Genomic DNA, 24,651 nt, shown 5'->3' with positions numbered 1-24,651 from the left:
GGCCGCCCTGGCGGTTGTCGTTGCGTCCGTGGTCGAAGTGCTCGATTGCATCATGATCGGGCCGAAGCTGTTCGAGATCGAATAACAGCATCCGCCGCCGTGAACGAGCGGTTCCGGTCGTGCGCGTATCGCGACATCCAGCCCGGCGACTCGATCGTCATGGGCATGGTCGATCCGTGCGTTTCTCCATCCTGGTGGGGCGGTGCGCGATCGAGGAAATACACTACAATCATCCGACGCCTCGGGATATGAGTTCGCTGTTCATGAAACGAACATCTACAGCGCTCCCCGTTCTGGCGTCACTTCAGTACCTTGCTCGTCATTAGTCAAGCGTAACTGTACGACAGCGCTGTCTCTGATATGTAACGGCAAGGCCGCTGCTAATCGCTGTCGATCATCGATGAGTTTGGGAGCGCTTATGGATAAGCTGCCTGAGTCAGTCTTGTTTTTTACTCGCACCCGAAAAGTGATGACGCCACTCTATCGTGCGTTAAGCAAGGTCGAGAGTCGGCTGCTGAGGTCGAGGTTGGATCGGGTCGACATCATCAAGCCCCTCTACATCACCGGGCTCCCTCGATCGGGAACGACCATCCTCCTGGAGATGCTGGCCCAACACGGCGCGGTGGCAAGTCATCGCAACTATCAATACGTACAGCCGTATCTGCCTTATTGGCTGGACCGGATCTATCCACTCGTCCCCCTGGGTCAGGATCGCCCCTTCGAGCGTGTGCACAAGGATAAGCTGACCGTCACCCGCACAAGCCCGGATGTGGTGGAGGAAATCTTCTGGACGACTTTTTTCCCCTTCATCCATGATGAATCACGCTCATCGGTACTCGATAAAAACACTCATCACCCGGATTTCGAGCGCTTCTATCGCAACCACATCAAGAAGATGCTGTTGAGTCGCAGCGCTAATCGTTATCTGACCAAGAATAACTACAACTTCAGCCGTACCGGCTATCTCTCGAAGTTGTTCCCGGATGCAAGGTTTGTCTTCGTCATCCGTGATCCTGTCCACCATATTGCGTCCTACCTGAAGCAGGACCGCTTGTTCAATGCACTGAATGACAAGGATCCGCGTTGGCAGGATTATCTCTGCGGTCTTGGCCATCGCGAGTTTGGTCCGGCAAGATCCCTCATCAATCTTGGTGATGATGCTCTCGTCAAACAGATCTCGGAGGAGTGGAAGGCTGGGCAGGTCGTGCAGGCGTGCGCCCGTTACTGGAATGCGGTCTATCTTGACATCGATGCAAGACTTCAGGCAGATAAGCGCCTGTTTGCGCGCTCGCTGGTAGTGCGCTATGAAGACCTGTGTCGTGACTCGGCAAACCAGATCGATCAACTGCTGGGTTTCTGCGAGCTGGATCCCGAGCCGTTTTTCAAGGTCAAGGCCAGTTATATGCAACGTCTGACCGAGCCAACCTACTATCGCCCTGATTTCAGCGATTCAGAGTTATCAACGATTGCTGATCTGACGGCTCCAGCGGCTAGGCGCTATGGCTATGCCAACTGATAGGTGTAAGGGTGTACTGCCGGGGCTGGCCGAATAACAGCCTGGCGCGTGTCATTCCGCGTAGATAGCGACACTCCCGTCGTGCGGCGAGCGCCGTCATCCGCTCCGGTGCGCCGATAGCGGCACCGAACCCCTTGAGCAGGAAAACCGCGTGCTCGACGAAACGGTCCGGCGCGATACCGAGTCGGGAGAGGATGTCAGGCAGCTCCGCCGGGATCGCCCCGCGCTTGCGTGGATGCAGGGCGCGGCCGAGCGAGTCGACCAGGGTCAGATAGCCGTCGAAGGTGAAGGGGATCGTTGCCGGGACCTCGGCGGGGTTGCCGAAGGGCAGTAGTGGGGCAGGGGGCAGGCGATTGAGGACGGTCTCCCAGAGGTGAGTGCTGCGAGCGTCTGGCGAGCTGTCGGCGTGATCGGTCACGGCAGGTGAGGGCGCGTGCGTGGCTGGCGGGGTGTCAGTCTCGGACGTCGCGGTCTCCTGGGTAGCGTGCGCGCGTTGCGAGCCGGGATGGACGTCTGGCGGTGCTCGTCTTGCTGTATCGGGTGACGGCGCCACGACGAGAGGCCGCCCGTTCGCCGCGCCATCATCACCCGCCCGCAACGCGGCGATTCGTGCCGCAATCCCGGTATGCGCACTCTCCTCCGGCGTCTCCGCGATCCCCGCCCGAATCGGGTTGAGATCGACATAGGCCATCACCGCCAACAGCGCCGTCTCATCGAGGATCGCCTGCGAGCGAAAGCGTCCCTCCCAGAACCGCCCCCGCACCCCATCCTCCCGATTCGCCGCCCGCGCGATCGACTCGTTCAACACCCGCATGAACCACGAGAGATCCGCCAGCCGCACCCGGTAGGTCGCGACCAATTCCGCGACCCCATCCAGCTCCGCCTCGGTCATCTCCGTCCGCGTCGCAGGCGACAGAAACCGCTCCACCACTACAGGCCCGCGGAACAGACACCGCCAGCGCCGCAACACCTCGGTATCCGACCACCCCGCCGCCCGATCCGCATCCACCCGCACCACCAGATGCACGTGATTGCTCATCACCGCATAGGCCGCGACATCGATCGCGAACACCCCGGCGAGCTGCCGTAGCCGCAGCTCCACCCAGCCGCGCCGATGCTCGAAGCTCCGCCCCGTCAGCCGATCGAAGCCGCACAGATACGCCCGGCGCACGCACCGCGTGACGACGTGGTACCAGGGCGTATCGGAGATGGAGACGAGCACGGCGCGGGGACGAGTCATGGGGCATCTCCGCTGGGGGGTGTTGGAGTAAGCGTAGGAGAGGGCCTCGAGAGCGTCAACGATAAATGGGTGTCCCTTATGATAAATGGGTGTCCCTTATGATAAGATAATGATAAACAATAAATGGGTGTCCTTATTTCTTCTGGGGCATCTCCGCTGGAGGTGTTGGGTGAAGCGTAGGAGAGCGCCTTGGGAGCGTCAACGATAAGTGGGTGTCCATCAGTAACGTTCTTACGTTTTGTACGAAAACCCTGCTTGATACACTGACCTCGTTCTTGCAGGAGCAGAGGCCAGATGTCGAGACGTTACGAACTCCCAGAAGAGGCCTGGGAGCTGATCGCCGATCTGTTTTCCCGTCCGCAGCGTACCGGTCGCCCACGCCGCGATGACCGCCTGATGCTCAACGGCATCTTCTGGGTGCTGTGCTCGGGTGCGGCGTGGCGCGACCTGCCTGAGCGCTTCGGTCCCTGGTCGACGGTCTACCAGCGGTTTCGCGACTGGCGTGACGACGGCACCTTCACCAAGGTCCTGGAGCGGTTGCACATCCGGTTGCGCGAGGATGGGCTGATCGATCTGGAGACCTGGATGATCGACTCGACCTCGATCCGTGCCACGCGCGCCGCCGCTGGCGGCGGAAAAAAGGGGGGCGGCAGGAGCCGCTGAGCCATGCGCTCGGGCGCAGTCGCGGCGGCCTGACGACCAAGATCCACCTGCTCTGCGATGCCAAGGGCGTTCCCTTGAGCTTTCTGCTCTCCCCAGGCCAGCACAGCGACATTCGCCATGCCCAACCGCTGCTCGATCAGGTCCGCTTGCCCAGCGCTCATCGAGGTCGTCCGCGCACCCGTTGCCGCCAACTGCTCGCCGACAAGGGCTACGATGCCGACGACTTACGCCGCTATTGCGATCGGCGCGGCATCCGTCCGGTGATCCCGCAGCGCCAGGGCGTGCGCAAGCCCAGGCCTGGCCGTCCTCGGATACTCAATAAGCCCAGCTATCGCAAACGCAACGTCATCGAGCGGTTGTTCGGCTGGCTCAAGTCCTGCCGACGAATCGCCACCCGTTACGACAAGTTGGCGACCAGCTTCTCGGCAATGTTCACGCTTGCTTGCATCCGTAGATGCCTCAGGCATTACTTTTCGTACAAAACGTAACGTTCTCGAAGCTCCGCCCGGTCAGCCGATCGAAGCCGCAGAGATACGCCCGGCGCACGCACCGCGTGACGACGTGATACCAGGGCGTATCGGACAAGGAGACGAGCGCGGCGCGGGGACGAGTCATGGGGCATCTCCGCTGGAGGTGTTGGGTGAAGCGTAGGAGAGTGCCTTGGGAGCGTCAACGATAAGTGGGTGTCCCTCAGAACGATAAGTGGGTGTCCCTCAGTACGTCTCAATAAGTGGGTGTCCCTCAGTACGTCTCAGTACCGCCTCAGTACCAATACCTACCTACCTAATACCAATGATTAGCTGTTTTGGATTGTGCTTTTTAGTCCTTGAATGCTTATTTTATCGTTGTTTTTTTCAAAAAATGCTGTTGTTATTTCTGCGAGTTCGAAAGCTGATTTTTTTAGTTCTTCGCATCTCTTTTTTGGGTCTTTTATGTCAGAGCAATGTTTTATTTTTTCGAGTCTTTCTGAAAAGGATTCTATGCACCAGCCTATTTTCTCCAGGTCTTTGTCTATTTCTTTTATTTTGCAGTAACTCCAGAATGCAGGGTTTTTTGATTTTAGGTCTAATATCCTTCTTAATTCCAAAAATCCATATTTAGTTCCTACCCCAAGGAAGGCGCCATAGTTTGCTAAGATTGCTGCGCATAAATGCATTATGCAGTCCGCGGTGGATAAGTCGTAAATTATTTCAATGTCTTTGTTTTTTTGAGATTTTATTTCCTTTAAATGTTTTTCGGCCCTTTCGATATTGTAGTCAATGACGCTGCTGATGGTTTCTTTGTTAACTATCCATGGGTGAGGGGGGTTTAGCGCGACATCTTCAAGGATATTTATTAGTGTTTTATATCTTATTTGATATATTTCTAGTTTGTTTGAAAAGCAGAGTATTTCGCGAGATATTCTTCCTTGAGTTTCCTTGGTAAATACTTTTTGGAATTCTTTTTCTGGTCTGGTCTTCGCGTCTAAACCCATAATTCTGCGCAGCAAGTGCGGTATTATTTTTTTTTGTATGTAGTCGTAATTGAGTTCTTTTTCTTCTTCGCAGTCAATTACTTTTATGAATTGTGATTTTGGATTTCCGTACCTTCTTATATAAGCCGCAGACCAACGGTAGACGTCTTCTTTGTCGAAACCTTTTTCTTTGTTTTCAATGAGGCTGAACCTGTCGATGCACCTTGCTACAGATAGTCTGATATCGGCCGTAGTTAAATCTCTTTTTGGTTCTTTTTCTTTTTCCTCCTCTAGCATTGGAATGATGTTTTTTGGTATTTCTATTGCTACCTCTAGTGGCATGCCTATGTGCATGAGTGATTCAAAAAGTTTTCTTGAAGAATAGTCTATTTTTTTTCCTGCTTGAATTATTGTGCCTTCTTTTTTTATGGTCTCTCTGAAAATTTTATCTATTTTTGAAAAGTATTCTTGAAGATTGATGTTTGTTTCGATGCCGTTGGCGTAACCCCTTATTATTATAATATTTTGCCCTGCCGTCAGGTTTGAGCTTCCGTCAACTGAGATGTCGTTTTTTTTGAATTCCATGTTTTCCTCTTATTTTTTGATTGTTATGTTTTTTCCGGCGGTTATGTTTTTATTTCCTTTGATTGAGAATTTGCTTTTTTTTCTGTATATTGTTATCCCTACTATTAGGGATAATATTGAGAATATTGTCCCAATGATTGATATAGATTCTGCGCTCAAGTGACTTTCCTCTGATTTTATTTTTGTGATTGATTTTTTGTAAATTAATTTCTTGTATTGATAGTTTTGACATCCACCCCAACCCCCAAACTCCTCACCCAAATATCCAACCCCCGAATCCCCTCCGGCAACGCCTTCCGCGCTGTCACGGCCTCGGCCCGGGTGGGATACAGGCTATGGATGAGCACGTACCAGGGCTTGCCCTGGTAGGTCTCCTGACGCCAGTAGAGGCGATCGGGCAGGTCCTGTTCGCGGATGAAGGTTTCCAATCCGTCGCGGGAGAAGGCGCCGAGCAGTTGGATGGCGTAGCTCGGCGCGTCGAGGGTGATGATCGGGGCGTTGTCGTCGAGCGCCGGTTGGGTGGCGGGCGTCTCGGGCGTCTCGGTTGTTGCGGCCTCGGTCGGGGCGTCCGGCGCCACCTCGGCGGCGGGTGTTGGCGCGATCGTCTCGGCCTGGACAGGCGTGGGCTCGGCGGGTTGTGTCTCGGGCTCCGCTGAGACGCTCGATGGTGCCGGGGGTTCCGGCTCGGTGGCGGGCGGTGTGGTCTCGACGATCGTCGGGGTCGTCGTCTCGTCGGTCTCGATGACCGTCGGCAGGCTCGGCGTGACCGGGGCCGGAGGGAGGCTTTGTCGGGTCAGGCGCAGGGGCTGCTGCGTCTCGTTGAGCGCGACGCTGTCGGTGAGCGAGGCCGAGGGGCGGGCCGGTGCCGGGGGAGTGATCGCGGGCTCGGCGGTCGTCGTCGGCGCGGGCGCGGGCGCGGGCGCGGGCGCGGCGCGCAGCTCGCGGGCGAGCTGTTCGATGGTGACAGAGAGTGCGTCGAGTTCACGCTGGACCAGGGCATCGGACTGAGGATCGCCGCTCGGACGACCCTGGATCGCGGCGATGCGCTCGACGCGCTCGGCGAGCGCCTGGCGCTGGGTATCGAGCTGGCGGTAGGCGAGGGTGAGGGCGAGCGCGATGCCGATCAGTACCACCACCAGGGTCGCGAACATCAGGGTGCGCCAGTGGCGCAGCCGACGGTCGAGCAGGGTGCGATGGTTGAGCAGGGCGCGCTGAAGCTGAGCGGTGGTGAGACGACGATCCTCGTCCATGTCGCCGAGCCGGTCCAGCACCGTGTCTTGCAGCTGCTTGAGATCGCGCCGCTGTTCGGCGACGCCGACGGCGAGCTTGGCGATCTGTGCGGCCTGTTGGCTGATCCGGGTCCGAGCGGCGACGTCTTCGGCGCCGGACCTGGGGTCGGACGCCGTTGGTGTGGCCTGGACCTGGGTGTCCGGCTCGGGGGTGGTGGTGTTGTCCATGGCGATCTGCCCCGCGACTGATCTGGGCGAGCGTGGGCCTGGGCTGTCCCGCCGTTTGAGCAGGTCGCGGGCGCCGGCCTGGGTTCGGGATAAGGCGTTGTTGGACGGGGCGCGTCTGTCGCCGTCGGCTGACCGTCCTGGGGGGAGAGTATCGGTGTCTGGCCGATCGAGGGCAAGCGTCGATGAGGTGGTGGTGCGTCCCTGCACCAGGTCGAGAGCGACTGTTCCCCTGGCCTGGCCGCGCCAGGGTACGCGGCCCGACCAGCGGTCAGGAGATCGAGACCAGCTCCAGGGCGAAGGTCAGGTCCTTGCCGGCGAGCGGGTGGTTACCATCAATGGTGACCTGTTCGTCGTTGAACGCCTTGACGGTGAAGGAGACGTGCTGACCATCGGGACCCTGGGCGTGTAGCACCATGCCCTCGTGCAGGTCGATGTCGGCGGGAATGGCCGAGCGCGGCACCTCCTGCGTCATCTCGGGACGATACTCGCCGTAGGCCTGGGCCGAGGGGATGGTGACGGTCTTGTTCTCACCGACGTTCATGCCCTTCACGGCTTCCTCGAAGCCGGGGATGATGCCGCCAGCGCCGATGGTGAACTCGAGCGGCTCGTTGCCGACCGAGCTGTCGAACTGGGTACCGTCCTCGAGGGTGCCGGTGTAGTGGATCTTGACGGTATCGCCGAGCTTGGCTTCAGACATGGGATGGTCTCCCGGAGTTTGGGGTGCATTGCGCCGACCGGGGCTGTCCGGCAGGCGAGCGAACGGAGGTCTCGGGTCGAGGGCTGGGAGGGTAACGAATCGCGCCGTCTTGCGGTCTGCGGGAGACGCGAGACGATCGAAGGAACGGGACGCCGGCCGGGACCGGTCGCTCCACCGAGGGGAGGGCGCCCCGCCGAGGCCCGAGTGGTGGACGCGGCGACGGGTCGATCCGATCGGTTGCGTTGTTCGTCGCGATCGGTCTCTCCCAGGGATCCTTCGATGACGCGAGGCTCTCTGGGCGCACTCTAGAACAGGGGGGCGGTGAGTGCAAATCGCTACCAACCGCCAGTGGATTGAACCGCAAAGCCACAAAGGACGCGAAGACGAAGAAGCGCGATCAGCTTTCTGCCGTCAGCCGCCAGTGAGACGTTGCGCCGACGCCGGGGGAGTTGGACATCAAATCCCTTTGCGTTTCTTCGTGCCCTTCGAGTCTTTGCGGTTCACCCTTTCCGGCTCCCGGCGCTACCTCTAGCGCAGTCGCGCGAGGATGGCGCGGGCGCGGTTAGCGGGGACGGCGAAGCCGATGCCGACGTTGCCGCCGGTCGGGCCGATGAGAGCGGTGTTGATGCCGACCACGGCACCGCTGAGATCGATCAGCGGGCCGCCGGAGTTGCCGGGGTTGATCGAGGCGTCGGTCTGGATCAGTTCGCCGAAGCGGTTGTCGGCGATGCCGCTGCGCCCGACCGCGCTGACGATCCCCGAGGTCACCGTCTGACCCAGACCGAAGGGGTTGCCGATGGCGATGACGAAGTCGCCGACCTCGAGCCGGTCGGAGTCGGCGAAGCGCAGTGGGCGTACCTCGACCACTGGGATCTGGAGGATGGCGATGTCGGTGTCGGTGTCGGCGGCGATGCGTCGGGCGTGGAAGCTGCGCCGGTCCTTGAGGGTGACACGGATGCTGGTGGCGCCCTGCAGCAGATGGGCGTTGGTCATCACATAGCCGCGCTCGGCGTCGACGATCACCCCGGAGCCGACGTTGCGCTGGCGCTCGATCTCGCCGGGTTCGGGTAGTGGCAGTCCGAAGCGCTCGAGGAAGCTGCGGAACTCCGGGTCGCTGAGAAAGGGATGAGCGCGCGCCGAGACTTCGGCCTCGACCGCGATGTTGACCACCGCCGGGGTGATCTCGCGCATCAGCGGCGCCAGTGAGGGATAGTCGGCGCCGGCCTTGCGGTGTGGGAAGCCGGCGAACTCGGGCGCGGAGAACTGGCGTTGGTCGGTGGTCCGAGGTTGGGCGCAACCGCCGAGCGTCAGCAGCACGGCCAGCGCCACCAGTACGACGCGGTGACGGACGAAGGGGTCGAACACCTGTACCTCCCGTGATTCAGCGCGCCAACGCGCTGGCCAGCCGCTGGCGCAGGCCGCGATCGACCGGCTGCTCGACGAGCAGCGCGAAGCGTCCCCAGCCACCATTGCGCCGGACATAGCCGGCATAGCTGCTGACCCCGGTCAGGGTGCCGGTCTTGGCCAGCACTCGCGGGTCGTCGTCCTGGCGCGGCATCAGGTCGCGATAGGGAACAAAGGCATCGAGCAACTCGATGAGCTGGCGTGCGCTCAACCGATTGGCGCGCGACAGTCCGGCGCCATCGTCGATCACCGCATCGCGCCAGCCGAGACGTTCGCGCGCCAGCCGGGTCACCGTGCGTCGCGCTTCGGCCATTCCCGCGACTCCCTTGTCCTTGGGGTCGGAGAGCTTGATGAACAAGCCATTGGCGATGAAGTTGGTCGAGTACTCGAGCATCGGCGCGATCATCTCGGCGAGGGTGCGGCTGTTGTGGTGCCGGTAGAGCAGCCGCGCACCGCGTGGCGCCCGGGCCTGACGGATCGGCCCGACGACGCTGACGCCGGCGCGCTCGAGCAGGGCCGCGAACAACTCGCCGAAGTGACGCTCGGCACGGGCGCGGTCGACCAGATTGACGCGATGGCGTCCGGCACCGAGTCCTGCGCCCAGCGCCCGGGCGGTGGCGGTCAGCGGCGTCTGCGACTCGCCGCTACGCAGCCGGCCATCGGCCTCGCGTACCAGGCTCACGGTGTTGAAGTTGGCCGCGAGCGCGCTCAGCGGGGCATCGTAGGGGTTGCTGGTGTGTGAGCGCCCGGGGATCTCGGTATCGGCGCCGAGCGCGTGGGTGTCGAGCCCGAGCCCGTTGATGCGAGTGACGCCGCGCGCGCGTACTGCGGTGGCGATGCGCATCAGCTCCTCGGAGACCAAGTAGGGATCGCCGTGCCCGACCACCCAGAGGACGCCGTCGTCGTCGAAGCGGATATCGGTGTGGAAGCGATGCTCGCGCCCCCAGGTCTCGAGTGCGGCATAGGCGGTGAGCAGCTTCATCGTCGAGGCCGGCACCCGTGGCGTGGTCGCGCCCTGGTCGATCGCGGTGGTGTCGTCGGGCTCGACCAGCAGCAGGCTGGCGTGCTCCAGCCCGCGCACGGTGGCGAGTGGATCGGCACCGTGCGCCAGACCGCTCAGACACAACAGGGCCGCGCCCAGCACGAGTGCGGCGCGGCGACGGGATGAATGGAGTGCGATCATCGGACGCTCGTCGTCAGTGGCATCAGGGTACCCGGCACCGGGCCGGACCGTCGGGCGCACAGCATAGCCCAGGCACGCTGTGGTGGAGAGGGGAGATTGACCACCAAGGCGCGAAGCGCGCCAAGGGGCACGAAGGTTTTTTGTTCAGCGCGTAGGTTGGGTTGCCGGTGACAACCTAACGCATGTCTCAACGTCTGCTGATCGAGCGCCGATGTCGGGTCTCCCGTCCTCGGGCTTGCCACTTCTACGGGCTTGTCGCTTTTTCGATGAAACGGTGGACGGAGGGGTCACTCAATCGACGCAAACTTCGCGTGCTTGGCGTCTTGGCGGTTCAAGTTCTTTGCCCCTTCCGTCACAGCAACGGCGTCGGGTCGAGATGGGCGGCGACACTGGCCGGGGTGAGCTGGTCGAGCCAGGGGATCACGCCGAGCCGGGGGGCGGCGATGGCGCGGGTGAGGGTGTCGAGGGTAGCCGCCGAGGCGGTCATGGTCGGGTCGACCTGATTGGCCACCCAACCGACGAGCGGGCAGCCGCTGGCGCGGATTGAGTCCTGGGTGAGCAGGGCGTGGTTGATGCAACCGAGCTTGACCCCGACCACCAGCACCACCGGCAGGTCGAGCGCGCGCGGCAGGTCGCGCATCGACAGTCGGTCGCCGAGCGGGACGCGCCAGCCGCCGGCGCCCTCGACCACCACCCAGTCAGTCTCGTCGCACAACGCTCGATAGGCGTCGCGGATCGGCGCCAGCGCGATCTCCACCCCGGCCTCGGCGGCGGCCACGTGCGGCGCGATCGCCGGGGCGAAGGCATAGGGGTTGATCCGCGCATAGGGCTGTTCGCACCAGCCGGCGGCGGCGAGCCGCTCGGCGTCGTCGTTGCGCAGTCCGTCGGCGGTCTCGACACAGCCCGAGGCGATCGGCTTCATCCCCAGCACGCGCTGCTCGCGCGCGGCGAGCGCGGCGATCAACCCCTGGCTGACGGCGGTCTTGCCGCAGTCGGTGTCGGTTCCGGTGACGAACAGGCCTGGCATCGGCTGGATACTCCTTGTCTCTGGGGGTGGGTCAGTCGCGTCCGCCGAGCTGGCGGCTGAGCTGCTCGAGCGGCACCGCGACGGCGCCGTCGGCGGTGCTCGACTGGGGCGCCTGTTCGGGCGCCCAGGCGTGGCCGTAGAGCACCTCGTAGGTTGCCGGCAGGCGCCCGTCGTCGCGCCGTTCGCGCTCGTAGGCCTCGGCGACGGCGGCCAGTCGCGCCCGCCCGGTCAGGCCGCGCGGGCGGTCCCGGCTGGCGTTGCGTGCGCCGATCGCCTTGAGGTCGTGCATCAGCTCGGTGGTGGTGGGATAGGTCAGGGTCAGCCGCTCGGCGTCCATCACCGGGTCGGCGAGGCGGGCGCGTACCAGCGCATCGCCGATCTCGTGCATGTCGGTGAAGGGGCTGACGTGGGCGTGACCGTCGACCTCGGCCCAGGCCGCGCGCAGCTCGCGCAGGGTGTCGGGACCGAAGGTGGTGAACTGCAGCAGACCGCCGGGGCGGAGGATGCGCAGACACTCGCCGAAGGTGTGTTCGAGGTCGTTGCACCACTGGATGGTGGCGCTCGACAGGATCAGGTCGAACGAGTCATCGGCCAACGGCAGCGACTCGGCGTCGGCGCAGACGCACAGCGCACGGCGCCACCAGCGCCCGCGCCGGCGCGTCTGCTGCAGCATCGGCTGGGCGAAGTCGAGCGCCACCACCTCGGCGCGCTTGTAGCGCCGTTGCAGCGCGGCGGTGCAGTAGCCGGTGCCGGCGCCGAGGTCGAGGATACGACGCGGCTGGAGACGGATGTAGTCGAGTCGTTCGAGCAGGCGGTCGGCGATCTCGCGCTGCAGCACCGCCGCGGCGTCGTAGCCGGGCGCGGCGCGCGCGAAGCTGGCGCGGGCGCGGCGCTTGTCGATCGGTGCCAGCCGTGGGTCGGGCGTCGACATCAGCCCAATGCCTCGGCGACGAAGTCCTCGATCGCCGTCAGGGTCTCGCGGCGGTGCGAGATGTGCGGCGCGTGCGCGGCGCCGGCGATCACCTGGGTGCGGGCACCAGGCATGATCAGCTCGATGCGCTCGGCCACCGCCGCCGGCACCAGGGCGTCGTGACTGCCGAACAGCCACAGCGCCGGACAGGCGATGTCGGGGAGCTGGCCGCGCAGGTCCTCGTCGCGCAGCAGGTCGAGTCCGTCGGCGAGTGCGCGCGGGTCGGGCTCGGGGCGCGTGGTGAGTTCCTGGCGCAGGGTGCGCAGGGTCTCGCGCGCGGCGTCGCTGCCGCGTACCTGGAGCGCGAGGAAGCGCGAGAGGGTGCCGCTGGGGTCGTCGAGCAGACCCTGGTGGAACTGACCGAGGGTCTCCTCGGCCATCGCCGGGCGCCAGTCGGCGGCCTGGACGAAGCGCGGCGTGGCGGTGAGCTGGATCAGTCCGCGCACCCGCTTGGGTGCGCGCAGCGCAGCGGCCTGGGCGACCAGTCCGCCGAGCGACCAGCCGAGCCACACCGCCTCCTCGGGGGCGGCCTCCAGGCAGGCATCGGCCCAGGCCCAGAGGTCGGCGCGGGCGGGCGTCCGGGCGCCGTGGCCGGGGAGTTCGATGGTCTGGGTCGGCAGGCCGCCGAGCTGTGGCGGCAGGCCGTCCCAGACGGCGGCGTTCATGCCCCAGCCGTGGAGCAGTACCAGCGGCAGGGACGGGTTGGATCCGGTGGACACGCGGGTCTCCTTACGATGCAGTGGGGTCAGTCCGCGCGATCGGCGCGGGGCAGCTCGGCGAGCGCCGCGAGCAGCCGGTCGACGTCGGACTCGGTATGGGCGGCCGAGAGGGTGATGCGCAGTCGCGCGCTGCCCTCGGGCACGGTCGGTGGCCGGATGGCGCCGACGAGGATGCCACGTTCTTCGAGCGCCCGGCTCCAGGCCAGGGCGCGCGCGGCGCTGCCGGCGACCAGCGGTTGGATCGGGGTGGCGCTCGCCATCAGTTCGAGACCGAGCCGGGTCGCGCCGTCGCGCAGCCGAATGATCAGCGCCTGCAGGTGCTCGCGACGCCAGGTCTCGCGCTCGGCCAGACGCAGGCTGAACCGGGTGGCCTCGGCCAGCGCCGGCGGCGTGGCGGTGGTGTAGATATAGCTGCGGGCGCGCTGGATCAGGGTCTCGATTAGCACCGCCGGGCCGGCGACGAAGGCGCCGGAGACGCCGAGCGCCTTGCCCAGGGTGCCCATCAGGATGGGTGCCGCGTCCTGATCGAGCCCGAAGTGCGCGAGCGAGCCGCGCCCGCCGGGGCCGAGCACGCCGAGACCATGGGCGTCGTCGACCATCAGCCAGGCGCCGGCGCGCCGCGCCCGCTCGGCGAGCGCGGGCAGCGGGGCGAGATCGCCGTCCATGCTGAACACGCCGTCGGTGATCACCAGCCGGGTCTCCGGGTGACGCTCGAGCTGCGCGGCGAGCGCGTCGGCGTCGGCATGGGCGTAGCGGCGCAGGGTGGCGCGCGAGAGCTGCGCGGCGTCGAGCAGCGAGGCGTGGTTGAGCTTGTCCTGGAGCAGGGTGTCGCGACGCCCGGCGAGGGCGCTGATCACCCCGAGGTTGGCCATGTAGCCGGTGGAGAAGAGCAGCGCGCGCTCGCGCCCGGTGAAGGCGGCAAGTTCCTCCTCCAGCGCCTCGTGCGCGGCGCTGTGGCCGTTGACCAGGTGCGCCGCGCCACTGCCCACACCCCAGCGCTCGGCACCGCGTTGCAGCGCGGCGATCACCTTGGGGTGGTTGGCCAGCCCGAGATAGTCGTTGCTGCAGAAGCTCAGCAGCTCGCGCCCGTCGATGCGGGCGCGCGGCTGCTGCGGACCCTGCTGGACGCGGCGCCGGCGGTAGAGGTCGGCATCGCGCAGCCGCTCGAGTTCGGGGGCGAGGGCATCGAGGCTCATGCGTCGCTCGGCAGCATCTCTTCGAGTTTGACGTGACGCTTGCAGGCGCCGGGCTCCTCGCGCTCGCCGTGGTCCTCGACGAAGTGCATATCGAGCCGCGCGAACAGGTCGCGGTCGCGGTTGGTGCCGGCGTTCTTGGTGGTGAGCAGGTGGTCGCCGTAGAAGATCGAGTCGGCCCCGGCGAGGTAGCACAGCGACTGCATCTCGTCGCTCATGTCGTGACGCCCGGCGGAGAGCCGGATGTGCGAGGCCGGCATCACCAGTCGGGTGGTGGCGACGACGCGGATGAACTCGAACGGGTCGATGGCGTCGCGCCCGAACAGCGGCGTGCCCTCGACCTGCACCAGCATGTTGATCGGCACCGACTCGGGGTGGGCCGGCAGGGTGGCGAGCTGCTGGAGCATGGAGGCGCGGTCGCGGCGCGACTCGCCCATGCCGAGGATACCGCCGCTGCAGGTCTTGAGGCCGACCTCGCGGACGTGTCCGAGGGTGCGCAGTCGGTCCTCGTAGGTGCGGGTGGTGATCACCTGGCCGTAGAACTCGGGCGAGGTGTCGAGGTTGTGGTTGTAGTAGTCCAGCCCGGCGTCCTTGAGTGCGCGCGCCTGCTCGGCGTCGAGCATGCCGAGGGTGACGCAGGTCTCGAGCCCGAGGTCGTGGACCCCCTTGATCATGGCGATGACGTGCTCGAGGTTGTTGTCACTGGGGTTGCGCCAGGCCGCGCCCATGCAGAAGCGGGTCGCGCCCTGATCGCGCGCGGCGCGTGCGGCGGCGAGCACGGTCTCGAGTTCGAGCAGCCGCTCGCGCTCCAGCCCGGTGTGGTTCTTCGAACTCTGCGAGCAGTAGCCACAGTCCTCGGGGCAGGCACCGGTCTTGATGTTGAGCAGGGTGCTGACGTGGATCTGGTGCGGGTCGAAGCGGGCGCGATGGGCGCACTGGGCCTCGAACATCAGGTCGTTGAACGGTTGCTCGAGGATGGCGAGAACCTCGTCGACGGTCCAGTCGGTGCGGATCGGGGGTGCTTGCAGGGTGGCTGACATGGGAGGGTCCGGATGGCTGACAAAATCCATCAGATGCTATCGGTTTTTGCTGGCTTGTCAACTTTTGAGGATGCCTCTGGTTTACCGCGCATCGTCCGGGGCAGGCCGCGATGACGCTGCTGGGGTGTCTGACCGAGGGGCTCTATCCGCCGACCTGCGTGCTCTGTGGTGCACCCGGCGAGGCCGGGTTCGATCTCTGCGCCGGCTGTCGCGCCGAGCTGCCGGTCAACCACCATTGCTGCGCCCGCTGTGCCCAGCCCTTCGACGGCGACCTCGGTGCCGGGCGCTGGTGCGGGCGCTGCGTGGCGCGCCCGCCGCCCTTTGTCCGCTGTCATGCGCCGCTGCGCTATCAGGGGCTGGTGCCGGGGCTGATCGCCGATCTCAAGTTCCACGCCCGGCTCGATCGCGCGGTGCTGCTCGGGCGGCTGCTCGCCGAGACGCGCGCGGCGCTCGCGCCGCCGTTGCCCGAGCTGCTGGTGCCGGTGCCGCTGCACCCGGCGCGCCAGCGTGAGCGGGGCTACAACCAGGCGCTGGAGCTGGCGCGGGTGGCCGGCGCCGCGCTCGACGTGGCGGTCGACCCCGGGCTCTGTCGGCGGGTGCGTGCGACCCCGCCGCAGGTCGGCCAGCAGCGCCGCGCGCGCCAGCGCAACATCGGCCCGGGCGCCTTCACCTTGGCCCAGGCGCTGCCCGCCAGGCGTCTGGCGATCATCGACGATGTGATGACCTCCGGCGCCACGGTGAGCGCGCTGGCGCGGGTGCTGGGGCGTGCCGGGGGGCGCGAGATCGAGGTCTGGGTGGTGGCGCGCACGCCCTGATCGCGCCCCCTCAGCGCCGCGGGCGTCGTGTCGGGCGCGGGATGATCCTGACCGTCTTCACGCCGTTGTCGGCGGTCTGGATGATCTCCATCGGGTGTCCCGAGAGCTTGAGGCTGGTGCCGGGCTCGGGGATGGTCTCGAGGTACTCGAGGATCAGCCCGTTGAGGGTCTTGGGCCCGTCGGTCGGCAGCTCCCAGCGCAGCACGCGGTTGAGTTCGCGCAGCCCGATGCCGCAGTCGATCAGCAGCGAGCCGTCCTCGGCTGGCTGGATCTCGGAGATGCTGTCCGAGGGGTCGGTGGTGAACTCGCCGACGATCTCCTCGAGCAGGTCGGCGAGGGTGATCAGCCCCAGGAAGTCGCCGTATTCGTCGACCACCAGGCCGACGCGCTGCTTGGTGTGCTGGAAGTTCAGCAGCTGCTGGTAGAGCTGGGTGCCCTCGGGGACGAAGTAGGGTTGACGGGCGATGGCGCGCAGGTGTTCCTTGCCGAGTCCCTTCTCGAGGATCGCGTGCAGCGCGTTGCGGGCGTGGAAGACACCGATGACGTTGTCGATGCTGCCGTCGTACAGCGGCAGACGGGTGTAGTTGGTGTTGCGGATCGCCTGGATGATCTCTTCCTCGCTGTCCTGGATGTCGATGCCGTCGACCTCGTTGCGCGGGATCATGATGTCCTCGACGGTGGCGCGTTCGAGATCGAGGATGCCGAGCAGCATCGAGCGGCTGCGCTCGGGGATCATCGCCCCGGCCTCGCTGACCACGGTGCGCAGCTCCTCGCGGCTGAGTGCGGTGCCCTGACCGCCGTCCTCGGGGGCGATGCCGATCAGACGCAGCAGGTTGTTGGTGAACAGGTTGACCAGCCACACCACCGGATAGAGCAGCTTGAGCAAGGGGCCGTAGACATAGGCGGCGGGGAAGGCCAGACGCTCGGGATGGAGCGTGGCATAGGTCTTGGGGGTGACCTCGGCGAAGATCAGGATCACCAGAGTGAGCAGCCCGGCGGCGATGCCGATGGCCGCCTCGCCGCCGAGACGGATGGCGATCACCGTGGCCAGCGAGGAGGCCATGATGTTGACGAAGTTGTTGCCGAGCAGGATCAGCCCGATCAGCCGGTCGGGACGATCGAGCAGCTTGCGCGCACGCCGCGCCCCGCGGTTGCCCTGGTCGGCCTGGTGGCGCAGCCGGTAGCGGTTGAGGGTGAGCAGCGCGGTCTCCGAACCCGAGAAGAAGGCCGACAGCAGGATGAGCAGGAAGAGGATCAGGAACAGGCCGGGCAGGGGAAAATCGTTCACGTTGGGTTACCGATGGTCGGTGATCAGTGGTAGCTGGGGCGCTGCGATGGATCGGGGTCGGGTGGTGCAGGGTGTACGCCTGGGCGTGTCGGGGCGGCGCTGGGCATCCCGGTGCCGGCGCTGGATTCTAACGTAAAGCCGCGGTGGTCGCCTTTTCAGCCGCCGGATATCAACCGCTAGCCGGAGAGGTCGAACCGCAAAGGCGCGAAGCGCGCAAAGGAATCCAATGCTCAAGGCCTCGGCGCGAGCCCCGCTGGTGGCTGGTTGTTGGTGGGTGGCGGCGGATCCGAATCGCCAAGGGGTGTATCTTGGCGGCAAGGTCCAGGCCTGCAGTCGCCATCGAGCGGCCTCAATCTGGCGCGGTGGGAGCGAATCACCACGGGCTGGCAAGCGACATGGCCCGAAGGAATAAGAGCGACCAGCTGTTAGCCACCAGCGGACCGTCACGGCAACACCGAGGTTTTGAACACCCGCCCCCTTGGTGTCCTTCGCGTCTTTGTGGTTCAACAGCCTCCTTGACCGCTGGCCCTGTGTCCTTGCGGTTCCTCCCGTGTCGGGCATAATTCAGCGCTTTTTGCCGGGAAAGCCAATGTTCAAGAACGCCAGACTCTATCGTCTCGAGCAGCCCGTCCGCATCGACGGACAGGAACTCGAGACCCAGCTCGACGGACGCCGGTTCCGTCCCTGCGGTCCGCTGGAGACCGCGACCATGGGTTGGAGCGCGCCGCTCGGCGAGGACGGCGGTGCCCTGGTCCACCCCCTCGAGGGCTGTCTGCTGATCTGCGCGCGCAAGCAGGAGCGTCTGCTGCCGACGGCGGCGGTGAAGGAGGCGCTGGAGGAGCGTATCGGCGAGATCGAGGCCGGCGAGTCGCGCGAGGTCGGGCGCACCGAGCGGCGTCGGCTGCGCGAGCAGATCGTCGACGAGATGCTGCCGCGTGCCTTCACCCGCTCGCGTCGCACCCGCGCCTATATCGATACCGAGAGTGGCTGGATGGTGATCGACGCGGCCAGCGAGAAGCAGGCCGAAGAGGTCGTCTCGCTGCTGCGCGAGACCCTGGGCAGCCTGCCGGCGTTGCTGCCGGCGCCGGCCGAGCACCCTGCCGAGGTGCTCTCGCGCTGGCTGCTCGAGGACAGCGCCCCGGCCGATTTCGTCGCCGGTGACGCCTGCGAGCTGCGCGACGCCGAGGAGAAGAGCGGAGTGGTGCGGATCAGCGGTGGCGATCTCAGCAGCGACGAGGTGCTCGCCCATCTGCGCGCCGGCAAGCGCGCGGTGAAGCTCGCGCTGACCTGGGACGAGCGCTTCAGCTTCACCCTCGCCGACGATCTGTCGCTGAAGCGTCTGCGCATGGCCGAGGAGCTGCTCGACACCCTCGACGACGAGATCGAGGACCCGGCGGTGCGCTTCGAGACCGAGTTCGCGCTGTTCGCGCTGCAACTGCGCAACCTGCTCGCGCGGCTCGAGGACGTGTTCGGGCTCGCTGAGGCGCGCGCCGGCATCTGAGCCGCCGACGCCGGGCGTCTTCGCCCGGCGTCTTCCCCTCTCGGCCCGCCCTCGGTGCGGGCCGTCTCCCCGATCACACCTGATAGAAGTCGCGATACCAGTCGACGAAGCGCGCCACGCCGTCGGCCACCGAGGTATTGGGCTGGTAGCCGGTGTCGCGCACCAGATCGGCGACGTCGGCATAGGTGTCGGGCACGTCGCCGGGCTGCAGCGGCAGCAGGTTCTTCTCGGCCTCGCGCCCGAGACAGCGTTCGAGCACCGCAATGTACTCCATTAACTCCACCGGATTGTTGTTGCCGATGTTGTAGATGCGGTAGGGCGCGGCGCTGGAGGCGGCGTCTGGGGCCGCGCCGCTCCACTCGGGATTGCCCTCGGGGACGCGGTCGAGCACCCGGATCACGCCCTCGACGATGTCGTCGATGAAAGTGAAGTCGCGACGGTGCTTGCCGTAGTTGAAGACATCGATCGGCTCGCCGGCGAGGATCGCGCGGGTGAACTTGAACAGCGCCATGTCGGGCCGGCCCCAGGGACCGTAGACGGTGAAGAAGCGCAGCCCGGTGGTCGGCAGCCGGTAGAGATGGCTGTAGGTGTGGGCCATCAGCTCGTTGGCCTTCTTGCTCGCCGCGTAGAGGCTGACCGGGTGGTCGACGTTGTGATGCACCGAGAAGGGCATCTCGGTATTGGCGCCGTAGACCGAGCTGCTCGAGGCGTAGACCAGGTGTTCGACGCCGTGATGACGACAGCCCTCGAGGATGTTGGCGAAGCCGACGAGGTTGGTGTTGACGTAGGCCAGCGGGTTCTCGATCGAGTAGCGCACTCCGGCCTGGGCGGCAAGGTTGACCACCCGGTCGGGGCGATGCTCGGCGAAGGCGGCATGGAGCGCCGCGCCGTCCTCGATGTCGATGCGCAGGTCGTGGAAGCGCGGATGGTCCTGGGTGCGCGCCAATCGGGCGCGCTTGAGGTTGACGTCGTAGTAGTCGTTGAGGTTGTCGACGCCGATCACCTCGTCGCCGCGCTCGAGCAGGCGCAGCGACAGGGCCGAGCCGATGAAACCGGCGCTGCCGGTGACCATGACTTTCATAGTGTTCTCGCTCCAGGGCGCGCCCGGGGGGCGCGCCGGGTCGGGGGGATGGGGGCGTGTGCCCGGCCCGGGCGGGCGCGGGCTCAGAGCCGGCCGTCGACCTGATCGCGCGGCAGCAGCTGCTTGACGTCGTAGAGCACGGCGCCGGGCTTGCCGTAGGCGCGGATGCGCTCGGCCCCGAGTGCGGCGTACTGGCGATGGGCGACGGCGAGCACCACGGCGTCGTAGACGCCTGCGGCCGGGTCGTCGACCAGGGTGATGCCGTACTCGTCCTCGGCTGCGGCGGCGTCGGCCCAGGGGTCATGGACGTCGCAGGCGATGCCATAGTCGGCCAGCTCGGCGAGGATGTCGACCACCCGGGTGTTGCGCAGGTCGGGGCAATTCTCCTTGAAGGTCAGCCCGAGCACCAGCACCCGCGGGGCACTGCCGAGTCCGCCGCGTCGTGCCATCAGCTTGATCACCTGACCGGCGACATAGGCGCCCATGCTGTCGTTGAGCCGCCGCCCGGCGAGGATGATCTCGGGGTTGTGGCCGATCTGCTGCGCCTTGTGGGTGAGATAGTAGGGGTCGACGCCGATGCAGTGACCGCCGACCAGGCCAGGGCGGAAGGGTAGGAAGTTCCACTTGCTGCCGGCCGCCTCGAGCACCTCCTGGGTGTCGATGCCGAGCTTGCCGAAGATCAGCGCCAGCTCGTTGATCAGCGCGATGTTGAGGTCGCGCTGGGTGTTCTCGATGACCTTGGCCGCCTCGGCCACGCGGATGCTGCTGGCGCGATGGGTGCCGGCGGTGATGATCGAGGCGTAGAGCGCATCGACGAAGTCAGCCACCTCGGGGGTCGAGCCCGAGGTCACCTTCTTGATCGTCGGCAGCCGATGTTCCTTGTCGCCGGGGTTGATGCGCTCGGGGCTGTAGCCGGCGAAGAAGTCCTGGTTGTAGGTCAGCCCCGAGATCTGCTCGATGATCGGTACGCACACCTCCTCGGTGGCGCCGGGGTAGACGGTCGACTCGTAGACCACCACGGTGCCGGGGCGGATGATCTCGCCGATGGCGCGGCTGGCCGATTCCAGCGGGCGGAGGTCGGGCTGCTTGTGCTCGTTGATCGGGGTCGGCACGGTGACCACCAGCACCCGGCACTCGGCCAGGTCGTCGGCCTGTTCGGTGTAGCTCAGTCGCGTCACCGCGCGCAGCTCCTCGGGCTCGACTTCGAGCGAGCTGTCGCGTCCGGCGCGCAGCTCGGCGATGCGCGCCGCGGCGATGTCGAAGCCGACGGTGTCGTAGCGCTTGCCGAACTCGACGGCCAGCGGCAGGCCGACGTAACCCAGTCCGATGATGCCAATACGCAGGTTTTGCAGGTCCGAATCGAAGGTCACGGCAGGAAGCTCCTTCTTGGGTCAAGTGAGAGAAAGCGGACGTCGGCCGGGCCGTCGTGGCCACGCATCGTTGCATGTTAGCAGTCCGTTGCGGGGTGGCGCGACGGTGTTCGATGGCTGTCTCAGCCGTCGGCGGCACCTGCTCGGGCGAGCAATGCTGCGCCGAAGGCCGCTTGCTGGTGTGAGGCGCGCAGTACGGTGCAGCCGAGCAGGCGCTCGCGTATCCGCGTCCAGGTGCGATTGCATGCACCGCCGCCGATGCTGAGCACGTGGCGTGGCCGTGGCGCGCCGAGTTCGGCGAGCCGGGCGTAGCCCTCGGCCTCGATCCGGGCGATGCCCTCGAGCAGGCCGTGGAGACGGCGTACCGGGTCGCCGGGGTGGGGGTCGAGTCGGGGCGCGAGATGCGGGTCGGGGCGCGGGAAGCGTTCGCCGATCCCCGGCAGCGGGTAGTAGTCGAGCCCGGAGTCGCGCTCGGGGTCGATGCGTGCGCTGAGCGTGACGAGGGCGTCATCGTCGAACTCGCGCCGCAGCACCCCGGCGCCACTGTTGGAGCCGCCGCCGACCAGCCAGTGCGTGCCGTAGCGGTGGCTGTAGACGCCGTGGTCCGGGGCCTCGATGCGGTGCGGCGAGACCACCTTGACCACCAGGGTGGTGCCGAGGCTGGTGAGCGCCTCGCCCGGTCGCGCGAGTCCGGCGGCGAGCGCTGCGGCGGTGCTGTCGGTGGTGCCGGCGACCACCTGGGTGGTCGGGGGCAGTCCGGTGGTGGCGGCCACAGCGGGAGTGAGTGGCGCGATCCGGGTGCCGGGGGCGAGTACCCGCGGCAGCCGTGCGCCGGGTGGCAGCAGTGCGCCGACCCAGTCGGGCCAGTCCGCGCATTCGGGGTCGTGACCGAGCTTGAGGGCGTTGTGCCAGTCGCTCGCGGCCAGCACGCCGGTCAGTCGGGCGGCGATCCAATCGGCCTGGTGCAGCGCCCAGAACGGGCCTGTGGGGGCGAGCCGGTCATGGAGCGCGAGCAGCTTAGCCAGGCCCGAGCCGGGACCGCGCGCGATGCTGGTGGCCGGTGCGCTGGCGGCGATCTGCGCGGCGGCCCGGTGTCCGCTCTGGTCGTCGTACATCAGCGCCGGGCCGAGCGGGTCGCCGGCGGTATCGGCGAGCAACAAAGTAGGGGAGGTGGCGGCCACGGCGAGCGCTGCGGGGCGATGATCGGGGAGTGTGGCGACCAGCGCGCGCAGCACCTCGGTGAGCGCCCGCCACCAGTCCTCGGGGTTCTGTTCGGCCCGACCGGAGGCCGATCGGGCCGAGTCGGGGAGTGCGGCGCGGGTTTCGGCGAGTGGCTCGGCGGTGGCATCGATCGCCACCGCACGGCACCCGGAGGTGCCGAGGTCGATCCCGATGAAGGCCGCACCCCCGCGCATCGGCCTCAGGGCAGCTGCACCTGGGGCTGGGGCTGCCAGTCGGCGGCGCGATGCTCGACGACAACCTTGGTGTAGATGCCGCCGCGCACGTTGAAGTCCGCGGTCAGACGCATGAAGCGCGGCTCGGTGGCCGCCACCAGGTCGCCGAGGATGCGATTGGTCACCGCCTCGTGGAAGGCGCCTTCGTCGCGATAGGACCAGACGTAGTTCTTCAGCGCCTTGAGTTCGACACAGCGGGCCTCGGGGATGTACTCGAGGGTGAGTTCGGCGAAGTCCGGCTGGCCGGTCTTGGGACACAGACAGGTGAACTCGGGCACGCGAATGCGGATGGTGTAGTCGCGTTCGGGCTGGGGGTTGGGGAAGGTCTCGAGCGAACGGCTCGGGGCGCTTGGCATTTCTTGGTATCTCCTGATTTGAAGCAGACCGCCGGTAGCGGCCGGGGCGCAAGTTTACGCGTTGCGCCGGTGCAAGGCGATGGTCAGCGGTGCTCGGTCGGTTCGGGCTCGTGGTGCGTCGCCTCGCCGGTGGCGTCGATGCTGTAGCGCTGACTGTAGCGCACGATGAGGATGGCAAGGCTCACCAGCAGGATGGCGCCGCCCTCGTAGAGCAGGTTCTCGGGGGCGATGTTCTTGCCCTGGAGCACGATCAGTCGCGACAGCGCGGTCACGGCGATGAACATCGGATAGGTGAAGGGCACGGCGTGGCGCACGAAATAGACGTGGGTCATCGCCATGATCTCGATATAGATGAACATCAGCAGCAGGTCCTCGAGGCGCACCTCGCGGTGTGCGCCGATCTCCCAGACCAGCTGCGCGATGCCCATCAGCGCGAGCACGCCGACGCCGGTGAGCACCAGCTTCTCGGTGAAGCGGAACAGGGTCGAGAGCAGGGCGTTGAGTCGCTGTTCCAGGCGCATGTCGGCTCCTCCCTTCGGCGAGGCGTTGGCCCCGTGACGAGCAGGGGCGGTCGGTCCAAGGATAGTCAGCCGCTGTAGAGATATGAGATTTTGCGATCTGGGTCCTGCACGTGCGCCGAATCAAGTGTAGAGTTGCGCGCTAGCCCGAGTTTTTGATGCCCCGGGGTGTTGACCCGATATGCCGGGGCATGTCGCGAGTACCGAGTACCGAGTGACAGACGCTCCCTCCGCCGTATCTCCGTCATGCTCGCCGCAGCCCGCCCGGCTCGGCGTGCTGATCCGCGAGTTGCAGTCCCTTCCGCCACTTCCCGAGCAGGCGCAGGTGCTGCTCGCCGAGTTGGTTGACCCCGAACTCGATGTCAATCGGGTGCTCGAGCTGATCGAGCGGAGCCCGCCGGTCGCCGCGCGGCTGCTCGGGATCGCCCGCTCGGCCTTCTTCGCCGGCCCCATCCCGGCGCGTGATCTCAGCGATGCGGTGATCCGGGTGCTGGGGTTGCGCCTGGTGCGCGATCTCAGTATCAGTTTACTGCTGAGCGCACCCTTCGAGCGCGATCGCTGTCCGGCGTTCGACTCGGGGCGCTACTGGCGCCGTGCGATGCTTACCGCGACGCTCGCCGAGGCGCTCGCGGCCAAGATGTCGGGCGATCGCGAGGAGACCCTCGCCGGGGTCTATCTCGCCGGCTTGTTGCACAACCTCGGACTGCTGGTGCTGGTGCACCTGACGCCGGAGGTGATGAGCGAGATCTTCGTCGCCGCCGCTGACGATGCCGAGCGTGGGGTCGCCGAGTTGACCCGGCAACGGTTGGGGCTCGATCACTGCCTGGCGGGTGCCGCGCTGGCTCGCGTCTGGCAGCTGCCGCCGGAACTCGCCGTGGCGATGGCGCGTCATGGCGAGCCGGACTATGTCGGCGGGCATTGGCGGTTGGCGCGGCTGGTGGGTTTTGCCGAGCGCTTCGGGACGCTGGCCGAGCGTTATCCGGAGACGGTCGGGGATCTGGACCTGGCACCGCCAGAGGCGCTGGGAATCGATGCCGAGGAATGGCGGCGGACCGCTTCGCGCTGGTGCGCCCGGATCGGGCATCTGTGCGAGATGGCGGATGCCTTCAGTTAGAGGTCGA

Annotated in this window: 22 protein-coding genes and 1 pseudogene; 5 read left to right on the top strand and 18 right to left on the bottom strand. The window is 65.8% G+C overall.

Annotated features, from left to right (window positions below; all coding sequences use genetic code 11):
* Positions 1 to 418 precede the first annotated feature (418 nt).
* On the top strand, positions 419 to 1,516 hold the full coding sequence (locus MARPU_RS11975; RefSeq protein ID WP_005224982.1) for a sulfotransferase family protein: 1,098 nt from the start codon (positions 419 to 421) through the stop codon (positions 1,514 to 1,516).
* On the opposite strand, the gene MARPU_RS16790 is transcribed toward MARPU_RS11975, so the two are convergent.
* Positions 1,491 to 2,756: a transposase gene (locus MARPU_RS16790; RefSeq protein ID WP_005224981.1), complete on the bottom strand. Its 1,266-nt coding sequence runs from the start codon at positions 2,754 to 2,756 to the stop codon at positions 1,491 to 1,493. The genes MARPU_RS11975 and MARPU_RS16790 overlap by 26 nt on opposite strands.
* Before the next feature lie 294 nt (positions 2,757 to 3,050).
* On the opposite strand from MARPU_RS16790, the gene MARPU_RS17250 reads away from it, so the two are divergent.
* A protein-coding gene (locus MARPU_RS17250) for an IS5 family transposase (RefSeq protein WP_156929272.1) occupies positions 3,051 to 3,907 on the top strand; the annotation gives its coding sequence in 2 pieces (ribosomal slippage) (positions 3,051 to 3,405 and positions 3,405 to 3,907; 858 coding nt in all).
* A gap of 1 nt (position 3,908) precedes the next feature.
* On the opposite strand, the pseudogene MARPU_RS18005 reads toward MARPU_RS17250, so the two are convergent.
* The 11 genes and pseudogenes from MARPU_RS18005 to bioB all read right to left on the bottom strand — a co-directional run.
* A pseudogene (locus MARPU_RS18005) lies at positions 3,909 to 4,034 on the bottom strand (Type I secretion system protein TolC); the annotation flags it as partial.
* A gap of 181 nt (positions 4,035 to 4,215) precedes the next feature.
* Positions 4,216 to 5,457, bottom strand: a complete 1,242-nt coding sequence (locus MARPU_RS17725; protein WP_005223444.1) for a hypothetical protein — start codon at positions 5,455 to 5,457, stop codon at positions 4,216 to 4,218.
* A 203-nt stretch (positions 5,458 to 5,660) separates the two neighbouring features.
* Positions 5,661 to 6,914: an SPOR domain-containing protein gene (locus MARPU_RS11960; protein ID WP_005223445.1), complete on the bottom strand. Its 1,254-nt coding sequence runs from the start codon at positions 6,912 to 6,914 to the stop codon at positions 5,661 to 5,663.
* Between the two features lie 268 nt (positions 6,915 to 7,182).
* Positions 7,183 to 7,611 carry an FKBP-type peptidyl-prolyl cis-trans isomerase gene (locus tag MARPU_RS11955; protein ID WP_005223447.1) on the bottom strand — a complete coding sequence of 143 codons (429 nt, stop codon included), beginning with the start codon at positions 7,609 to 7,611 and terminating at the stop codon, positions 7,183 to 7,185.
* Between the two features lie 528 nt (positions 7,612 to 8,139).
* On the bottom strand, positions 8,140 to 8,976 hold the full coding sequence (locus MARPU_RS11950; protein ID WP_005223449.1) for a trypsin-like peptidase domain-containing protein: 837 nt from the start codon (positions 8,974 to 8,976) through the stop codon (positions 8,140 to 8,142).
* Positions 8,977 to 8,992: 16 nt separating this feature from the next.
* Positions 8,993 to 10,198 carry a D-alanyl-D-alanine carboxypeptidase/D-alanyl-D-alanine-endopeptidase gene (locus tag MARPU_RS11945; protein ID WP_005223451.1) on the bottom strand — a complete coding sequence of 402 codons (1,206 nt, stop codon included), beginning with the start codon at positions 10,196 to 10,198 and terminating at the stop codon, positions 8,993 to 8,995.
* A gap of 352 nt (positions 10,199 to 10,550) precedes the next feature.
* Complete coding sequence (bioD, locus tag MARPU_RS11940; RefSeq protein ID WP_005223453.1) at positions 10,551 to 11,225, bottom strand: dethiobiotin synthase; 675 nt, start codon at positions 11,223 to 11,225, stop codon at positions 10,551 to 10,553.
* A gap of 31 nt (positions 11,226 to 11,256) precedes the next feature.
* Positions 11,257 to 12,156, bottom strand: coding sequence for a malonyl-ACP O-methyltransferase BioC (bioC, locus tag MARPU_RS11935; RefSeq protein WP_005223455.1), 900 nt, complete (start codon positions 12,154 to 12,156; stop codon positions 11,257 to 11,259).
* Entirely contained in the window at positions 12,156 to 12,914 is a 759-nt protein-coding gene (gene bioH / locus MARPU_RS11930) for a pimeloyl-ACP methyl ester esterase BioH (protein WP_005223457.1), read from the bottom strand. Before bioH ends, bioC begins: the two co-directional genes overlap by 1 nt.
* Before the next feature lie 26 nt (positions 12,915 to 12,940).
* Positions 12,941 to 14,110: an 8-amino-7-oxononanoate synthase gene (gene bioF, locus MARPU_RS11925; protein ID WP_005223460.1), complete on the bottom strand. Its 1,170-nt coding sequence runs from the start codon at positions 14,108 to 14,110 to the stop codon at positions 12,941 to 12,943.
* Positions 14,107 to 15,147 carry a biotin synthase BioB gene (gene bioB / locus MARPU_RS11920; protein ID WP_005223462.1) on the bottom strand — a complete coding sequence of 347 codons (1,041 nt, stop codon included), beginning with the start codon at positions 15,145 to 15,147 and terminating at the stop codon, positions 14,107 to 14,109. The genes bioF and bioB overlap by 4 nt, the downstream gene beginning before the upstream one ends.
* Positions 15,148 to 15,257: 110 nt before the next feature.
* Between bioB and MARPU_RS11915 the strand changes: the two genes are divergently transcribed.
* Entirely contained in the window at positions 15,258 to 15,962 is a 705-nt protein-coding gene (locus tag MARPU_RS11915; RefSeq protein WP_005223464.1) for a ComF family protein, read from the top strand.
* 10 nt (positions 15,963 to 15,972) lie between these two features.
* Here MARPU_RS11915 and MARPU_RS11910 read toward each other — a convergent pair whose 3' ends face one another.
* Positions 15,973 to 17,250, bottom strand: a complete 1,278-nt coding sequence (locus MARPU_RS11910) for an HlyC/CorC family transporter (protein WP_005223466.1) — start codon at positions 17,248 to 17,250, stop codon at positions 15,973 to 15,975.
* Positions 17,251 to 17,839: 589 nt separating this feature from the next.
* Between MARPU_RS11910 and MARPU_RS11905 the strand changes: the two genes are divergently transcribed.
* The gene (locus MARPU_RS11905; RefSeq protein WP_005223468.1) at positions 17,840 to 18,751 is read left to right on the top strand and encodes a recombination-associated protein RdgC; all 912 of its coding nucleotides are present in this window, start codon (positions 17,840 to 17,842) and stop codon (positions 18,749 to 18,751) included.
* A 73-nt stretch (positions 18,752 to 18,824) separates the two neighbouring features.
* Here the strand turns inward: MARPU_RS11905 and MARPU_RS11900 are convergent, their stop codons facing one another.
* From MARPU_RS11900 to MARPU_RS11880, 5 genes are all read right to left on the bottom strand, one after another.
* Positions 18,825 to 19,832 carry an NAD-dependent epimerase gene (locus MARPU_RS11900; protein WP_005223470.1) on the bottom strand — a complete coding sequence of 336 codons (1,008 nt, stop codon included), beginning with the start codon at positions 19,830 to 19,832 and terminating at the stop codon, positions 18,825 to 18,827.
* A gap of 83 nt (positions 19,833 to 19,915) precedes the next feature.
* Entirely contained in the window at positions 19,916 to 21,202 is a 1,287-nt protein-coding gene (tviB, locus tag MARPU_RS11895; RefSeq protein WP_005223476.1) for a Vi polysaccharide biosynthesis UDP-N-acetylglucosamine C-6 dehydrogenase TviB, read from the bottom strand.
* Positions 21,203 to 21,324: 122 nt separating this feature from the next.
* Positions 21,325 to 22,617: an FGGY-family carbohydrate kinase gene (locus tag MARPU_RS11890; RefSeq protein WP_005223478.1), complete on the bottom strand. Its 1,293-nt coding sequence runs from the start codon at positions 22,615 to 22,617 to the stop codon at positions 21,325 to 21,327.
* Positions 22,618 to 22,622: 5 nt separating this feature from the next.
* Positions 22,623 to 23,012, bottom strand: a complete 390-nt coding sequence (queF, locus tag MARPU_RS11885; protein ID WP_005223479.1) for a preQ(1) synthase — start codon at positions 23,010 to 23,012, stop codon at positions 22,623 to 22,625.
* A gap of 83 nt (positions 23,013 to 23,095) precedes the next feature.
* Positions 23,096 to 23,533 carry a phosphate-starvation-inducible protein PsiE gene (locus tag MARPU_RS11880; protein WP_005223481.1) on the bottom strand — a complete coding sequence of 146 codons (438 nt, stop codon included), beginning with the start codon at positions 23,531 to 23,533 and terminating at the stop codon, positions 23,096 to 23,098.
* Between the two features lie 286 nt (positions 23,534 to 23,819).
* Between MARPU_RS11880 and MARPU_RS11875 the strand changes: the two genes are divergently transcribed.
* Positions 23,820 to 24,644 carry an HDOD domain-containing protein gene (locus tag MARPU_RS11875; RefSeq protein WP_198015477.1) on the top strand — a complete coding sequence of 275 codons (825 nt, stop codon included), beginning with the start codon at positions 23,820 to 23,822 and terminating at the stop codon, positions 24,642 to 24,644.
* The last annotated feature ends 7 nt before the right edge of the window (positions 24,645 to 24,651 follow it).

Source organism: Marichromatium purpuratum 984, from assembly GCF_000224005.2.
GTDB classification, from domain to species: domain Bacteria; phylum Pseudomonadota; class Gammaproteobacteria; order Chromatiales; family Chromatiaceae; genus Marichromatium; species Marichromatium purpuratum.
Note: the sequence above shows the minus strand (reverse complement) of the source record. Positions and strands in the feature narration are given on the sequence as shown.

Bases quoted from the DNA above. Each gene is read 5' to 3' on its own strand.
- MARPU_RS11975 (WP_005224982.1), top strand. From the start codon at position 419: ATGGATAAGCTGCCTGAGTCAGTCTTGTTTTTTACTCGCACCCGAAAA.
- MARPU_RS16790 (WP_005224981.1), bottom strand. From the start codon at position 2,756: ATGACTCGTCCCCGCGCCGTGCTCGTCTCCATCTCCGATACGCCCTGG.
- MARPU_RS17725 (WP_005223444.1), bottom strand. From the start codon at position 5,457: ATGGAATTCAAAAAAAACGACATCTCAGTTGACGGAAGCTCAAACCTG.
- MARPU_RS11960 (WP_005223445.1), bottom strand. From the start codon at position 6,914: ATGGACAACACCACCACCCCCGAGCCGGACACCCAGGTCCAGGCCACA.
- MARPU_RS11955 (WP_005223447.1), bottom strand. From the start codon at position 7,611: ATGTCTGAAGCCAAGCTCGGCGATACCGTCAAGATCCACTACACCGGC.
- MARPU_RS11945 (WP_005223451.1), bottom strand. From the start codon at position 10,198: ATGATCGCACTCCATTCATCCCGTCGCCGCGCCGCACTCGTGCTGGGC.
- bioD (WP_005223453.1), bottom strand. From the start codon at position 11,225: ATGCCAGGCCTGTTCGTCACCGGAACCGACACCGACTGCGGCAAGACC.
- bioC (WP_005223455.1), bottom strand. From the start codon at position 12,156: ATGTCGACGCCCGACCCACGGCTGGCACCGATCGACAAGCGCCGCGCC.
- bioF (WP_005223460.1), bottom strand. From the start codon at position 14,110: ATGAGCCTCGATGCCCTCGCCCCCGAACTCGAGCGGCTGCGCGATGCC.
- bioB (WP_005223462.1), bottom strand. From the start codon at position 15,147: ATGTCAGCCACCCTGCAAGCACCCCCGATCCGCACCGACTGGACCGTC.
- MARPU_RS11915 (WP_005223464.1), top strand. From the start codon at position 15,258: ATGACGCTGCTGGGGTGTCTGACCGAGGGGCTCTATCCGCCGACCTGC.
- MARPU_RS11905 (WP_005223468.1), top strand. From the start codon at position 17,840: ATGTTCAAGAACGCCAGACTCTATCGTCTCGAGCAGCCCGTCCGCATC.
- MARPU_RS11900 (WP_005223470.1), bottom strand. From the start codon at position 19,832: ATGAAAGTCATGGTCACCGGCAGCGCCGGTTTCATCGGCTCGGCCCTG.
- MARPU_RS11890 (WP_005223478.1), bottom strand. From the start codon at position 22,617: ATGCGCGGGGGTGCGGCCTTCATCGGGATCGACCTCGGCACCTCCGGG.
- queF (WP_005223479.1), bottom strand. From the start codon at position 23,012: ATGCCAAGCGCCCCGAGCCGTTCGCTCGAGACCTTCCCCAACCCCCAG.
- MARPU_RS11880 (WP_005223481.1), bottom strand. From the start codon at position 23,533: ATGCGCCTGGAACAGCGACTCAACGCCCTGCTCTCGACCCTGTTCCGC.